Below are 15126 nucleotides of genomic sequence, written 5' to 3'. Positions count from 1 at the left end.
CTAAGGCGGGTGCAAATATACTGCTAATTAATTAATCTGCAAACGTTTTAAAATGTTATTGGTGAATATTTCCTGTTTTTTTGAAGAGCTGCATAACGGTTAATGTGGCCACCACGGTTGTGGCAAAACCCATTACAGCCACTATAAAAGTTATCATACCTATATCTGCATCAAAACCTCCTTTAATGGTATGAAGTAATTCTGTTAAAAAAGCGCCATTAACTTCTGTGGCATAAGCAAGAAAGAAAAAAGTAAAAACTATGGTTGCCACACCCCCAGTTATTAAACCTGTCTTAAACCCTTCACCATATGAAAAACCTGTTAGGTCTTCAAGTTTTTTAAACCTTACCGCCTCATAAATTCCAAAACCCGTAATTAAAGCATTGAAAAAACTAAACGCCGGATTTGTATGTTTACCAACCAAGGCCAAAACCAAAAAATAAGCTATTAAAATGGCACTGGTAACTAAACCAAAACGTATTGGAAGGGATATGTTTTTCATAATTTTTTGAAATTAATTCTTTTAAATTTCGGAAAAAATCTTGAAAAAAAATAATTTCATTCTTACTTTTCACAATAAACCACCTTATTTAGTAGTTTTGTATGATAATCTTTAAAAAGACATTCTTAATGAAAACAATAAAATATTTTTTGTTTCTAGCTGCATTTTCAACATTTGTTTTTAGTTGTAAAAACGAAGTGAAACCAGAGGTAAAAACCGTTGAAGTAGCTACTGATGCCGTTAAGGAAATTGACCCCAATGCAACATATGCCAAGGCCGAATTTACTATTGACGGAATGACTTGCGCCATTGGTTGCGCTGCCACCATTCAAAAGAAAATATCTGGGATGGAAGGCGTTAAAACTGCCACTGTAGATTTTGACAAAAAACTAGCCATGGTTGAATATGATGAGGCCAAAGTTACACCGGTATCATTAACCGAGGCCGTTGCCCAAGTTTCTGACGCGTACAAAGTAAGCAATATGAAAACGGTTGAGTCATTTACTAATTCTAAGAATTGTTCTGCTGATTGCAAAAAACCATGCTGTGCAAACAAAACAGATGAAGAGAAAACCGCTTGCGCCAAAGATTGTAAAAAAGCTTGTTGCAGCAAAAAGGAAACAGCTTAAAAATCGTAGTCAAAACATATAGAAAAAAGGTTCTCTTTTGAGAGCCTTTTTTATTTCCACTTTAGGGTTTCCATAAGGTGCCTTATATCCTTTTGAAGATAATTTGAAGCTGGCAAAATGGAATCGTAATTTGGTTTAGCATAGAAATACAAGGATCCCGTTAAAAAGTGGCTAACGCTATCTGTTACATAAAATTGTGCCGGTGATGCCACATCTCCTTTTACCTCGGCAAATGCCCCATAAACCTTTCGTTTTTTATTCTCGTACGGTGTTACTGGAATTTCATCGGCCTTTATCGTGTGCTTTTGGGTAAAATTCTGGGCGTCCCTTAAAAAATCCCAAAGGTTCTTATCGTTATTTTCAATAGCCTTATACGTTAGAAAGATGGTGCCCTTCATGCTTGGATACTCCAAGTTTATACCATAACTTTCGGTTAGAGCATCTACTTTTTTCATTTTAATATTTTCCGCCAAAGCATTAGCCTCAAAAGTAAATGGCAAATTTAAATTGGCGTCTGTGTATTTGGCTTCAGGATAATCCAATCTTAACTGCGCCTTGGGCTTGGGCACATAATCTTCACCACAAGAAAAACAAACCAAAACAAGCACAAACAATAACAAGTTTTTTACCATTACTTTATAGTGAATTTTACAAGTTTAATACGCTTTTTGTCCATGGCCTCAATAGTAAAAATGTAGTTTTCAAAATTTATCTTACTATTTAGTTTAGGAAAGCTTCCTGAAATTTCCAAAACAAAACCAGCTACGGTCTCCGCCTCGCCTTTGCCAGCTTCGAAGACACTATCGTCTTCCAACTTAATGATTTTATAAAAATCCTTTAATGCAGTCTTACCTTCAAAAACATAATTATTTTCATCAAGTTTTGAATAGGTTAAATCTTCATCATCAAACTCATCACTAATATCGCCGACAATTTCTTCTATAATATCTTCCAAAGAAATTAATCCTGAGGTTCCACCATATTCATCAACCACAACGGCCAAATGCACTTTCTTTTCTTGGAATTCGGCCATTAAATCATCCAACTTTTTATTCTCCGGCACAAAGAAAGGCTCACGAATTAAAGTTGTCCAATCAAACTGTTTTCTATCTATATAAGGCAGCAAATCTTTTACGTATAGAACACCCACAATGGTATCAATATTGTCTTTATAAATAGGAATCCTTGAATAACCATTTTCGACAATTTCCGGCATGATTTCCAAGTATTTTTGATCAATACTCAAAGCAAAGATGTCTATTCGAGGGCGCATAACCTGTTTGGTATCTGTGTTTCCGAAGGACACGATACCTTGCAAAATTTTATGTTCTTCTTTTGTGGTGTCTTCCTCACTTGTCAACTCCAATGCTTGGGATAGTTGATCTACGCTTATACCCGATTTTTGCTTACCCAATTTATTATGGATGGCCAAAGTGGCCCCGCGCATTGGCAAACTAATGGGCGATAGAACCACATCTAACACCCGTAAAGGATAAGCCATAAATATGGCAAATTTTAAATTGTTACGACTGGCATAAATTTTAGGCAAAATCTCCCCAAAAAGCAAGATTAAAAATGTAACGAGAACAACTTCAAGAAGAAACTTCAAGCTTATTTCAACAAGGTATAAATTGAAGGTTAACACAATGTCTTTGAATATAATTTCTCCAATAAAAGCAAACAAAATTACAATGGCAATATTTATAAAATTGTTGGACACTAAAATAGTAGCCAACAACTTTTTTGGCCGCTCAAGCAGCCTTGCTATAATTTCAATACGTTTGGAATTTTGTTGTAACCCTTCCTTTATTTGCTCTATATTGAGTGAGAACAGAGCTACCTCTGCACCAGAAATAAGTGCAGAGCATATTAAAAGCAAAAACAATAATGCAAAACTAATAATAACCGAAAAATCGGTTGTTGCTATTAAGGTTATAAAACTCGCGGGGTCAGGATCCAACTACTAGTGCTTTAGTTAAACTTAAAATTCTCGACGTAACTTCGAGTACATTTTTAAAATGGTAGATCATCATTTTCATCTTCTACAGGCTCGCTACTTCTTTGATGGTTTTCAACAGGGATTTGTGAAGCCTGCATATTTGAAGCGCCAGCATTGCTTTCGCTTTCTTTTTTGGTAGTGAGAAAGGTAAAATCCGTACATTGAATTTCGGTTGAATATCTATCATTTCCACTATCATCTTGCCATTTTCGTGTTTTCAAACGGCCTTCAATATAAACTTTATCACCTTTACTTAAATACTTTTCACAAATCTCTGCCCCTTTGTTTCGTACCACAATATTATGCCATTCAGTATTGGTAATGCGCTCATTGGTCTGCTTATTTGTATAGGTTTCATTGGTTGCCAAAGGAAAACGACCTACACAGCCACCACCCTCAAAATAATGCATTTTCACTTCATCACCTAAATGGCCAATAAGCATAACTTTATTTAATGTTCCAGACATAATCTTGTTTTTCAGGAGGGCAAAAATAACCATTTGTCCCTCATTTTTTTAAAATTAATAAAAAAATATGATTGGCATTAATTCTGCATCAAAAATTAAATGAATCAATAAAATTTCCGATTAAAATAGGCACCGCATAATTGTTTATTTCTTCAATTGAAATACCTTTTACAGCAAGTTTTTCAACATTAACAATCCAAAACTTAGTATGTAAATGTTGATGCGATAATTTGTGCACTATAGCCTCATTATTATATGGTGTGAATTCAAAATTATTACCATTTATCAATTCGTGGTTTTCAACTATTGTTTTGAAAGATTCAACATCAACAGCCTTGTTGGTCTCCACCAAGGGGAACTGATACAGATTTTGCCAAATGCCCTTACCTTTTCTTTTTTGCAAAATCGTCTTCCCATCTTCTGAAATAAAAACCAAAAAATTAAAATGCTTTTTTTTTGCCTTTGCTGATTTGATTTTTACTGGTAAATAATTAATCATTTTATAATTGAAAGCCATGCAACCGTCGTTCATAGGACAAACGGAGCAATCTGGATTTTTGGGTTTGCATTGAGTAGCGCCAAACTCCATGATAGACTGGTTAAATTCGGCTGGATTATTTTTATCTATTAGCTCTTGGGCCAAAGCTTTGAACTCTTTTGCCCCTTTGGAAGAATTAATGGGGGTTTCAATACCAAAATAACGCGACAAAACTCTGTAAACATTTCCATCAACTACTGCCGCAGCTTCATTAAAGCAAATAGAAGCAATGGCACTGGCGGTATAATCGCCAATTCCCTTTAATTTCAACAAGTCTTTATAGTTAATTGGAAACTGCCCGTGTAACTCATTTGCAATATATTTTGCAGTGACATGTAAATTTCTTGCCCTTGAATAATAGCCTAATCCTTGCCATAATTTTAATATGTCCTCTTCATCGGCTTTGGCCAATTCAAAAACGGTTGGGTATTTTGCCAAAAACGATTCGTAATAAGGTAAGCCCTGAGCCACTTGCGTTTGCTGTAAAATAATTTCAGAAAGCCAAATATGATAAGGCTCGTTAGTTTTTCGCCACGGTAAATTTCTCTTATTATTTGAATACCAATTAGTTAAGGTTTTTGAAAATTTCATAAATTGAGTAAATACTGAAAACAAAAATAAACCTTTATAATCTTAAATTTTAATTAATTAGGTTTGAAATATTGAATATTTAATTCCTATATTTGCATCCCTTTTAGAATTAATAGTAACCAAAAAATATATTTTTAAAATGACGAAGGCTGATTTAGTAGCAAAAATTTCTGAGAAGTTAGGAATTGAAAAAGGTGATGTTCAAGCAACTGTTGAAACATTCATGGAAGAAGTAAAGACTTCTTTAGAAAGTGGTGATAATGTTTACTTAAGAGGTTTTGGAAGCTTCATCATCAAAACAAGAGCTGAAAAAACTGGCAGAAACATCTCCAAAAACACAACAATTAAAATACCAGCTCACAACATTCCTGCATTTAAGCCTGCAAAAGTTTTTGTAGAAGGCGTTAAAACAAATGTAGACGTTAAATAAAAAACCAATGCTGAACTTGTTTCAGTACAAAACGAATTATTAATTTAAAGACACTATTTATGCCAAGTGGTAAAAAACGCAAAAGACATAAGGTAGCGACGCATAAACGTAAAAAACGTAGACGCGCTAACCGTCACAAAAAGAAAAAATAATTCAAAAAAGTAGTTAGGTTAGCTACTTTTTTTGATTTAAACAACAACAAGTTCTTTGAAATGAGTTCATTAATTTTTTTACACCTTTTGGGTGCTTTTGAACTCCACGGATTAAAATCCTGTGATAAAAAATAATGTATAATCCATCCCGCAAGGCGGGATAAAAATTAACAAAATGGATAAAGAATTGATCATTCGATCTAGTTCCGACAATGTTGATTTTGCCTTATTAAAAGATGGAAAACTTATTGAATTACAAAAAGATGAAGATAGTAACAACTTCTCTGTTGGTGATGTGTTTATAGCCAAAATAAGAAAAGCTGTTCCTGGACTAAATGCCGCATTTGTAAATGTGGGCTACGAAAAAGATGCATTTTTGCATTATCATGATTTAGGGCCAAAACTACCTTCACTTTTAAAGTTCACAAAACGTGTAAGCACAGGTAAACTAAAAGATTTTTCTTTAAAAAACTTCCCATTTGAAAAAGATATTGAGAAAGATGGCAAAATTGCCGATGTCTTAAAATCTAATCAGTCGCTATTGGTACAAATCGTTAAAGAACCAATATCAACCAAGGGCCCAAGGATAAGCAGTGAGCTTTCCATTGCTGGCCGGTATATTGTTTTGGTTCCTTTTTCCAATCGCATCTCTATTTCACAAAAAATAGAAGACCGCGAAGAGAAAGACCGATTAAAACGTTTGGTTAAGAGCATTACTCCACCAGGTTTTGGTGTGATAGTGCGTACCGTAGCACAAGGCAGAAAAGTAGCTGAACTAGATAGAGATTTACAAAATTTGCTTAGTCGATGGACGGCAATGTGTAAAAAGCTACACAAAGCGCATCATCCAACCAAGGTATTGGGAGAAATGAATAAAGCCTCGTCAATTTTACGAGACATATTCAATGATACCTTTACCGGAATAACGGTAGATGATGAGGAGCTTTACATTCAAATTAAAGATTACTTGCAAGAAATTGCACCAAAAAAAGAATCAATAGTTAAATTGTATCAGTCCAATGTTCCAATTTTTGAGAAATTCGGAATTGAAAGACAAATAAAAACTTCGTTTGGAAAAACCGTTTCTATGGCAAAAGGCGCCTATTTGGTAATTGAACATACCGAAGCGCTGCATGTTATAGATGTAAATAGCGGCAACCGATCCAACAAAGCCAACAATCAAGAAGATACAGCATTAGAGGTTAATTTAATAGCCGCTACAGAAATGGCTCGCCAATTGCGTTTGCGCGATATGGGCGGAATAATTGTGGTGGATTTTATTGATATGACCAATGCAGAAAACAGGCAGAAGCTCTTTAACCATCTTCGTGAGGAAATGAAGGATGACAGAGCAAAGCACAAAATATTGCCACCAAGTAAATTTGGTTTGATACAAATAACAAGGCAACGTGTTCGCCCAGAGATGAACATTAAAACCCGCGAGGAAGACCCCAACGGTGTTAATGGCTCTGAAATTGAAGCACCAATTGGGGTGGTTCAAAAAATAAACCACGACCTTGAAAAACTATGCAAAAAAGACTATAAAAAGCTGACTTTAAACACACATCCTTTTATAGCAGCCTTTTTAACAAAAGGTTTTCCATCTGTGCGTTCTAAATGGTTTTTAGAACACAAAAAATGGGTTAAAGTTTTACCAAGAGATGCTTACACATACTTAGAATATCACTTTTTTGATAAAGATGGTAATCAAGTTAAATAATCAAAAAACCCGCCACTTTTTAAGTTTGCGGGTTTTTTTATGCTCTAAACCTATCACAGATTCCTCTATCACTTCAATTAATTTAAAATTTTGTTTTAAAAAATTGTATATTTCTTTTCATTCCTATTTCAAACTTAGAATACTTAACTAAAAATGAAAAATTCAATAGCACTAATTGTCATTCCTCTACTATGCTTTCTCGGCGTTGCGCAAGAAGTTCAAACAAACGAATACAGACAACCTGAATTTATCCAAGACAACCCATTTATTCACGATCCTGTAATGGCAAAAGAAGGAGATACTTATTATGTTTTTGGAACAGGAATGGGTATTTTTGTTATGTCATCCAAAGACTTAAAGGTTTGGAAAGAAGAACCTCAAATTTTTGAATCGGCTCCAGAATGGACAAAAGAGGCACTTCCTGGTTTTGGTAACCATATTTGGGCACCAGACATCATTTTCTATAAAGGCGAGTATCATCTTTTCTATTCTTGTAACGCCAAGCCTGGTAAGCCACATGCAGCAATTGGACATGCCTCTACACCCACATTAAATCCTGAAAGCCCTAATTTTAAGTGGACAGACCATGGAAAAATAGTACAATCTATTATGGGGCGAGATACATGGCAAGCTATAGATGCGAATGCCATTATTGATGATGAAGGAAAACCTTGGTTGGCATTTGGTTCGTTTTGGGACGGTATAAAACTTGTGCGCTTAACTGATGACATGAGCTCCCTTAAATGGCCCCAAGAATGGCACACATTGGCCAGACGTCCAAGCAACCAGCAACCCTATGAGTATTTGTTGACTGACAGCCAAGTTGAAGCTGCCTTTTTATATAAACATGATGGCTATTATTACCTTTTTGTATCCTTCGACATGTGTTGCCGAGGAACAAAAAGTGACTACAAAATTGCTGTTGGAAGGTCAAAATCAATTACAGGCCCTTACCTTGATAAAGTAGGTTTCCCCATGTTAGGTGGTGGCGGAACGGTAGTTGCCATTGGAGATGGAAAAAAATGGGCTGCCTTGGGTCATAATTCTGTTTACAATATTGACGGAAAGGATTTTCTATTTGCCCATGGTTATTCCATTACAGATAATGGCGATTCAAAACTCATTGTTGTAGAATTAAAATGGGATGAAAATGGTTGGCCTGTTATTGACCTTGATGAACGGATTTCTAAATAATAAAGCTAAAAATTAAGTTGCAGGATTAGGAATTTGGGCATGCACCTTTTCAATTTGATCCAAAGCGGCATCACTTAAAGTGACATTTATGGAATCAATATTTTCCTTAAGCTGCTCCAAAGTGGTCGCGCCAATAATATTACTGGTTAAAAATGGCTGCCGATTTACAAAAGCTAAACTCATTTGTGCCAAAGTCATGTTATGTTTTTCTGCAATTTTTAAATAACGCTTTGTTGCTTCGGTACATTGCTCGCTACTATATCTGGAAAATCTTGGAAATAAATTTAACCTTGAATTGTCAGCCGCTATTCCTTTTACGTATTTTCCTGAAAGCACACCGAAGGCCATGGGCGAATACGCCAATAAGCCTAATTCTTCCCTGATGGAAACTTCGGCCATATCGCCTTCAAAAATTCTATTGATTAATGAATAGGCATTCTGAATGGTTTTCATTCTTGGTAAATTATGATTTTTTGATTCCTCCAAAAACCGCATAGCACCCCATGCCTTTTCATTGGAAACCCCGATATGCCTGATTTTTCCCACCTTAATTTGAGCATCGAATTTATGGAGAACCTCATTAAAATTATCCTCCCACTCATCATTTGCATTATGCTTGTAATCGCGCTGTCCAAATGTATTGGTATCGCGCTCTGGCCAGTGTATTTGATAGAGGTCTAAATAATCCGTTTGTAAGCGCTTCAGTTCAGCATTAACCGCCTCTTCTATGGAATTCCCCTGAAGACCAGTAGACCTAATATGTGCCGTATAACTGCCAGGTCGCCCAATGATTTTGCTCGCCAACACAACTTTATCCCTATTTTTCCTTTTTTTAAACCAAGTACCAATAATCTCACTAGTTCGCCCTTGGGTTTCTGGATTTGCTGGCACTGGGTACATTTCGGCAGTATCAATAAAGTTGACCCCATGTTCTAAAGCATAATCTAATTGTTCATGACCTTCACTTTCTGTATTCTGCCTGCCCCAGGTCATAGTGCCCAAACATATTTTACTTACTTTAATATCGGTTTTTGGAAGTTTTGTGTATTTCATTCTAGATTGTTAGACCTATTAGGATTTAGAAAGTTTAAAGATAAAAAAACCTTTCAGTTGAATAAAAACTGAAAGGTTTAAAATGTTCTTTACTTTTTAATTGGAGTCGCTTAAACTAAAACAACTATTCATTTAACAACCTGGAAAGCTCATCCAGCTTAGGCGTTAAAATTACTTCTATGCGCCTGTTTTTTGCTCTATCTTCAGGCGTGTCATTAGATGCCACTGGAGCATATTCACCTCGTCCCGCAGCCGTTAAATTTTCTGGGTTAATGTTATTGTTTTCACGTAAAATGTTAACAATAGCCGTAGCGCGTTTAGTGGATAAGTCCCAGTTAGTGGTCAGTGGCCCGTTACCTGAATATGGTACATTATCGGTATGGCCTTCAATCAAAACGGCAATATCTGGGTTATCCCCCAAAACACTGCCCAATTGCTGCACCGCTCTTCTTCCCTCTGTGCCAACTGCCCAACTTCCTGAATTGAATAACAATTTGTTTTCCATAGACACGTAAACCTTTCCATCGCGTTGTTCTACGGTCAATCCTTTACCTTCAAAGTCTGTCAATGCTCTGGAGATGGCATCCTTCAAGGCAGTCATAGCAGCATCTTTATCAGCAATAACTTTTTCAAGTTCAGCAACTCGGTTTGAACGGTCTTCCAATTCTCGTTTTAGTTTCTCCAACCTGGCATTTTCAGTTGCCAAAGCCTGTTCCTTTGCTTCCAACTGGGCCAAAAGCTCTCTGTTTTTTTGAGAATTTTCGGCAATAGCTTTAGAACTGTTTTGCTCTAGAGCATCATAAGACGATTTTAAATTATCAAGGCTTGCTTTAGTGGCATTGTATTCGCCTTCCAATTTATCACGTTGGGCAATGGCTTCATCGTATGCTGATTTTAACTGCTTTAATTCATTTTCGGCTGCTGTTTTAGCATTTAAAAGCGCCTGATTTTCTTTGGAAAGTTTCCTGTTTTCCGATTTTAAATCGGCGTATTTTGCTTCTAAATCTTTATACACTTTTGGTGATACGCACGAAGTAATCACGACTAAAGCAAGTACTGCGAATAGGCTCTGTTTTATCATTTGTTTGGGTTTGTTTGTTTTATAATTAGTCTTCTATTTCAAGCAGAATAGGACAATGGTCACTATGTACTGCATCCGAAAGTATAACGGCTCTTTTAATGTTTTCTTGTAAGGGCAGTGAAACCATAGCATAATCCAATCGCCAACCTTTGTTGTTTGCACGGGCATTGGCGCGGTAGCTCCACCAGCTATATTCTTGTTTTTCTGGGTGAATAAATCTGAAAGAATCAATAAATCCGCTATCAATAAAATTTCCAATCCATTCGCGCTCCACAGGTAAAAAACCAGAAACTTTACTCAATCCCTTTGGGTTATGGATGTCAATTTCTTCATGGCAAATATTATAATCTCCACAAATAATTAAATTGGGAATTTTGGTTCTTAGCTGATTGATATAGTCTTGAAACATATCCATGTATTCCAATTTGTGATCTAATCGAGCATCATTGGTTCCAGATGGTAAGTACAAACTCATCACTGAAAACCCATCAAAATCTGCTCGAAGATTTCGACCCTCTGAATCCATTGAATCAATTCCCGTGCCATATTCGACATGGTTGGGTTCTATTTTACTCAATATCGCCACACCACTATAACCTTTTTTTTGGGCACTAAACCAATATTGGTATGTGTAACCAGCTTCTTCAAAAAGACCTAAATCCAATTGTTCTTTAAGTGCTTTTATTTCTTGCAAGCAAATGACGTCAGGGTTTGCCGCTTTTAGCCAATCTATAAAACCTTTATTTATTGCCGCACGAATGCCGTTTACGTTGTATGATATGATTTTCATATAGTTAATAAGAATTTCAGCTAAAATAAATAATACGCTACTTTTACACTATTAAATACAACAGGAGTTTTAACGAAGCTATTAACAAAATATTTTAGGCGATTTACAGTTTAAGTATCTGATGAAGAATTACACCTATATTCTTGCGTTGTTATTTGGTTTATGCGGCTTTTCGCAAAATCAAAATCCCAACTATAGAACAAAAAAGGTTGCGGTAAAAGACAGCATTCAAATTGATAGCGTGAGTATCAATAAAAGTTCATTTTCCATTCTAAATCTTGACAAAACCACCATCGATTCTTCCTTTTATTCGGTTGATTTTCCTAAAGCTATTTTGACCTTTAAAAACCCTATTGAAACAGATTCAATCATCATCAACTATTTAAAGTTTCCAGAGTTCTTAACCAAAACTTACAAGCAATTGGATGAAAGCATTATTGTTGAAAGCAGTAGTGACGACCAACCTTTATACAAGTTTTCACAATCCAACGTCTCCAGAAATTTCATCCCCTTTGATGGTTTAACAACTTCGGGAAGTATTTCTCGTGGTGTTACCGTGGGTAATAATCAGAATTCAGTACTAAACAGCGAACTCGACCTTCAAATAATAGGAAAATTAAACGAAAAAGTATCTTTACGTGCCTCAATTCAAGATGCCAATATTCCGTTACAGGAAAGCGGTTATAGTCAACGTTTGGATGAATTTGACCAAGTTTTTATTGAGCTTTTAAGCGACCGTTGGAATGTTCGGGCCGGTGATATCGATTTACAAAACAATACCTCCTATTTTGGGAATTTTTCAAAACGTGTACAAGGTCTAAACTTCAATTTAAACCTTGGTGAGGAAGAAATGCAAACCAACTTATTTGCCGCCGGTGCTTTGGTTCGAGGTCAGTTTACCACCAGTCAATTTATCGCTCAAGAAGGTAATCAAGGACCTTATAAATTACAAGGTCAAAATGGCGAATTGTTTGTGCTCATTGTTTCGGGCAGTGAAACCGTTTACGTAAACGGCATTCCCGTAAAACGAGGTGAAGACCAAGATTATATTATTGATTATAATGCCGGTGAAATAATTTTCAACTCCACTTTTCCTATTACTTCCGAAATGCGCATTACTGTTGATTATCAATTTAGCGACCGAAACTATTCGCGTTTTGTGGCTTATGGTGGTGGGAGTTTTGAAAGTGAAAAACTAAAAATTGGTGTTTCGGTGTATTCTGAAAACGATGCCAAAAATCAACCTTTACAACAAAACCTTTCAGAAGAACAGGCACAGATTTTGGCTGCTGCTGGCGATAACCGCTCACAAATGGTAGCTCCTTCAGAAATTAGAGAAAACCTGAACGACAACAGAATTCTGTACAAAAAGGAACTCATAAATGGAGTTGAAGCCTTTGAGTTTTCCAACAATCCGGATGACGAACTTTATCGGGTTACTTTTTCATTGGTTGGCGAAAATCAGGGCGATTATGTTTTAAGTAATACTAACGCGATTAATAATATTTATGAATATGCAGGGTCAAATCAAGGTAATTACACCCCTGTTGTTCAACTTATTGCTCCAACCCAATTGCAATTGGCAGTTGTAAACGGAAATTATATGCCTTCAGAAAAAACCTATATAAATTTTGAATTGACTGGTAGTAAAAATGACTTGAATTTGTTTTCAAAGCTTGATGATGAAAACAATGATGGATTTGCAGGAAAACTAACAGTCAACCAAACTTTGGTGAAAAACGATACTTTATGGCAATTGGATGCTTTTTTTGATAGCAATTACATCACCAAGAATTTCAGAAATGTTCAAGGACTTTATAATCCTGAATTCAACCGCGATTGGAATTTAGACCAAAATAATATTAATGGTATTGGCTTCAATTTAGGCAATCAAATCTTAATGCATTCTGGTTTGAAATGGTTGCATCAGCAAAAAGGATACATTAATTACCAATTTGAACACCTTGGATTTTCGGATGGCTTTAACGGGAACCGACACATCATAAATGCCAACTTAACTTTAAATAAACTAAATATTTCGTCCTTTTCAAGTTTTTTAAGTGCAAATTCCAATTTTAACACCTCATCCTTTTTACGAAGCTACAACCGACTAGCTTATGGTATGAACAAAAGTTGGATTGGAACCAGATTATCCATTGAAGACAACAAGCAACGGGAAACTGCAACTCAAACATTAACCCCTTTAAGCCAAAAATTCAAATCTTATGAATTATTTTTTGGTGTTGGCGATAGCACCAAGGTTTTTGCCGAAATTGGCTATAAAAACCGTGTAAACGATAGCATCAGAAATAACGAACTGCAAAAAGTAAATACCTCCAACACGTTTTATCTAGATTCAAAACTGGTTCAAAACAAAAACACCAATCTATCGCTTTATGCAAATTACAGGACTTTAAAAAGTGAGGATGAGTCTATTGCAGATGAAAAATCGATAAATTCTAGATTACAGTTTAGCCAAAAACTTTTCATGCAAATTGTGCAATGGAATACCATTTTTGAAACCAATTCGGGTACATTGCCGCAACAAGATTTTACCTATGTTGAAGTTGAAGCCGGACAAGGTGCTTACACATGGAACGACTACAACAACAATGGCATACAAGAATTAGAAGAATTTGAAGTTGCCCAATTTCAAGACCAAGGGAAATATATTAGAGTGCTTTTGCCCAATAGAGTTTTTATAAAAACACACCAAAACAGGTTGAGCCAAACATTAACAATTAATCCTGCGCAATATGCAGTTTCCGAGAAAAAATCAGAACTTTTTTGGTCGCACTTTTACAACCAAACCAGTTATTTAATTGATAGAAAAACCAAACGTGATGGAGATGGTTTCAATTTAAATCCGTTTAACACTAATGAAAATGACCAATTGGGGCTGCAACTTAATTTTAGAAATGTATTATTTTTTAATCGGGGCAAACAACGCTACACTACCTCATACACCTATTTAAAAAACACTACGAGAAGCGTTCTTTCGGTTGGTTTTGTTGAAAACAGCTTAAAAAGCCATCAAGTAAATTTTAACCATAAAATTGCCAAAAGTTGGTTGATTAATTTGCTTTCTTCTTTCGACACCAATGAAAGCATTAGTGAAAACTTCACCAGTAAAAATTATAATTTTGATGAAACGAGGTTTAACCCAAAAATATCCTATTTGTTCAACGACAATTCCAGTTTTGATATGTTCTACCAATACGCCAGTAAAAACAATACTATTGGCAATTTGGAATCTTTAAGACAGCAGAAATACGGTATGTCCTTCAGCTTTGCGAGCAGTCAAAAAAGTGCCCTAAATGGTGAATTAAACTATATCTCAAACACCTATGATGGTAATGCCAATACACCAGTGGCTTATCAAATTTTGGAAGGTTTGCAACCAGGGAAAAACTTCACTTGGACATTATTGGCGCAAAAAAAACTGACTGATTTTTTGGATTTAAACCTGAGTTATTTTGGCAGAAAATCAGAAAACAGTAAAAACATTCATACCGGGTCGGTACAGCTAAAAGCTTATTTTTAACAATTTGTAAACATTATTTTTTGTAATATTGCCTCGGTATGAGCAAAATAGTGGCTGTATTATATTCGTTTTTGATTCTTGTACAAAGTGTCAATATTAACATTGAAGACCTTTCAAAATTCAGTGTTTTAATAGAGCATGCCCAGTTTCATCACGAAATGTACGGTGATACTTTTTTCGAGTTTCTATCTGAACACTACGGAGAAAAAAAAGACTCCCACCCAAATGACCATAGAGAGCACGAAGACTTGCCATTTAAAAGCCACCAACACATGTTTTGTCATGTAAATGGTGTTTTTATTCTAGCTCCTGAACTGACTTACCAATTGAACACTCACTCTTTTCAGGATATCCCTCGAAACTTTTTCTACAAAGAAACAACTTCTTTTTTCGAAAAAACTTCTGTTTTTCAGCCCCCTAAGTTAGCATAATTTAT

At 35.6% G+C, this 15126-nt stretch carries 14 protein-coding genes; 6 read left to right on the top strand and 8 right to left on the bottom strand.

Annotated elements, in window-relative coordinates; translation table 11 throughout:
• Positions 1–55: 55 nt before the first annotated feature.
• Entirely contained in the window at positions 56–502 is a 447-nt protein-coding gene (locus tag ACB104_RS07570; RefSeq protein ID WP_370477679.1) for a DUF4199 domain-containing protein, read from the bottom strand.
• A 128-nt stretch (positions 503–630) separates the two neighbouring features.
• Here ACB104_RS07570 and ACB104_RS07565 point away from each other — a divergent pair, with 128 nt between their 5' ends.
• Entirely contained in the window at positions 631–1131 is a 501-nt protein-coding gene (locus tag ACB104_RS07565) for a heavy-metal-associated domain-containing protein (RefSeq protein WP_370477678.1), read from the top strand.
• 50 nt (positions 1132–1181) lie between these two features.
• Here ACB104_RS07565 and gldD read toward each other — a convergent pair whose 3' ends face one another.
• The 4 genes from gldD to mutY form a co-directional block, all read right to left on the bottom strand.
• Positions 1182–1763 (bottom strand): gliding motility lipoprotein GldD, encoded by a 582-nt coding sequence (gene gldD, locus ACB104_RS07560; RefSeq protein ID WP_370477677.1) that lies wholly within the window; start codon positions 1761–1763, stop codon positions 1182–1184.
• On the bottom strand, positions 1763–3091 hold the full coding sequence (locus ACB104_RS07555) for a gliding motility-associated protein GldE (protein WP_370477676.1): 1329 nt from the start codon (positions 3089–3091) through the stop codon (positions 1763–1765). The genes gldD and ACB104_RS07555 overlap by 1 nt, the downstream gene beginning before the upstream one ends.
• 53 nt (positions 3092–3144) lie before the next feature.
• On the bottom strand, positions 3145–3597 hold the full coding sequence (locus ACB104_RS07550; protein WP_370477675.1) for a single-stranded DNA-binding protein: 453 nt from the start codon (positions 3595–3597) through the stop codon (positions 3145–3147).
• Between the two features lie 88 nt (positions 3598–3685).
• A complete protein-coding gene (gene mutY, locus ACB104_RS07545; RefSeq protein ID WP_370477674.1) occupies positions 3686–4726 on the bottom strand; it encodes an A/G-specific adenine glycosylase in 1041 nt (346 codons plus the stop codon).
• Between the two features lie 139 nt (positions 4727–4865).
• On the opposite strand from mutY, the gene ACB104_RS07540 reads away from it, so the two are divergent.
• The 3 genes from ACB104_RS07540 to ACB104_RS07530 all read left to right on the top strand — a co-directional run bounded on the left by ACB104_RS07540 (position 4866) and on the right by ACB104_RS07530 (position 8222).
• Positions 4866–5156 (top strand): HU family DNA-binding protein, encoded by a 291-nt coding sequence (locus ACB104_RS07540; protein WP_019386001.1) that lies wholly within the window; start codon positions 4866–4868, stop codon positions 5154–5156.
• 327 nt (positions 5157–5483) lie between these two features.
• A complete protein-coding gene (locus ACB104_RS07535) occupies positions 5484–7028 on the top strand; it encodes an Rne/Rng family ribonuclease (protein ID WP_370477673.1) in 1545 nt (514 codons plus the stop codon).
• Positions 7029–7181: 153 nt separating this feature from the next.
• Positions 7182–8222, top strand: coding sequence for an arabinan endo-1,5-alpha-L-arabinosidase (locus tag ACB104_RS07530; protein WP_370477672.1), 1041 nt, complete (start codon positions 7182–7184; stop codon positions 8220–8222).
• Between the two features lie 12 nt (positions 8223–8234).
• On the opposite strand, the gene ACB104_RS07525 is transcribed toward ACB104_RS07530, so the two are convergent.
• The 3 genes from ACB104_RS07525 to ACB104_RS07515 all read right to left on the bottom strand — a co-directional run bounded on the left by ACB104_RS07525 (position 8235) and on the right by ACB104_RS07515 (position 11146).
• Positions 8235–9275, bottom strand: a complete 1041-nt coding sequence (locus tag ACB104_RS07525) for an aldo/keto reductase (RefSeq protein ID WP_370477671.1) — start codon at positions 9273–9275, stop codon at positions 8235–8237.
• A 124-nt stretch (positions 9276–9399) separates the two neighbouring features.
• On the bottom strand, positions 9400–10356 hold the full coding sequence (locus ACB104_RS07520) for an OmpA family protein (protein ID WP_370477670.1): 957 nt from the start codon (positions 10354–10356) through the stop codon (positions 9400–9402).
• Between the two features lie 25 nt (positions 10357–10381).
• Positions 10382–11146: an exodeoxyribonuclease III gene (locus ACB104_RS07515; RefSeq protein ID WP_370477669.1), complete on the bottom strand. Its 765-nt coding sequence runs from the start codon at positions 11144–11146 to the stop codon at positions 10382–10384.
• A gap of 121 nt (positions 11147–11267) precedes the next feature.
• Here ACB104_RS07515 and ACB104_RS07510 point away from each other — a divergent pair, with 121 nt between their 5' ends.
• The gene (locus ACB104_RS07510; RefSeq protein ID WP_370477668.1) at positions 11268–14690 is read left to right on the top strand and encodes a DUF8818 domain-containing protein; all 3423 of its coding nucleotides are present in this window, start codon (positions 11268–11270) and stop codon (positions 14688–14690) included.
• Positions 14691–14728: 38 nt separating this feature from the next.
• Positions 14729–15121, top strand: a complete 393-nt coding sequence (locus tag ACB104_RS07505) for a hypothetical protein (RefSeq protein ID WP_370477667.1) — start codon at positions 14729–14731, stop codon at positions 15119–15121.
• Positions 15122–15126: the final 5 nt, after the last annotated feature.

Origin of the sequence: Tamlana flava (assembly GCF_041287255.1) — a bacterium.
GTDB lineage: Bacteria > Bacteroidota > Bacteroidia > Flavobacteriales > Flavobacteriaceae > Tamlana > Tamlana flava.
The sequence above is the reverse complement of the archived record's forward strand: the minus strand, read 5'-3'. Positions and strand labels throughout refer to the sequence as shown.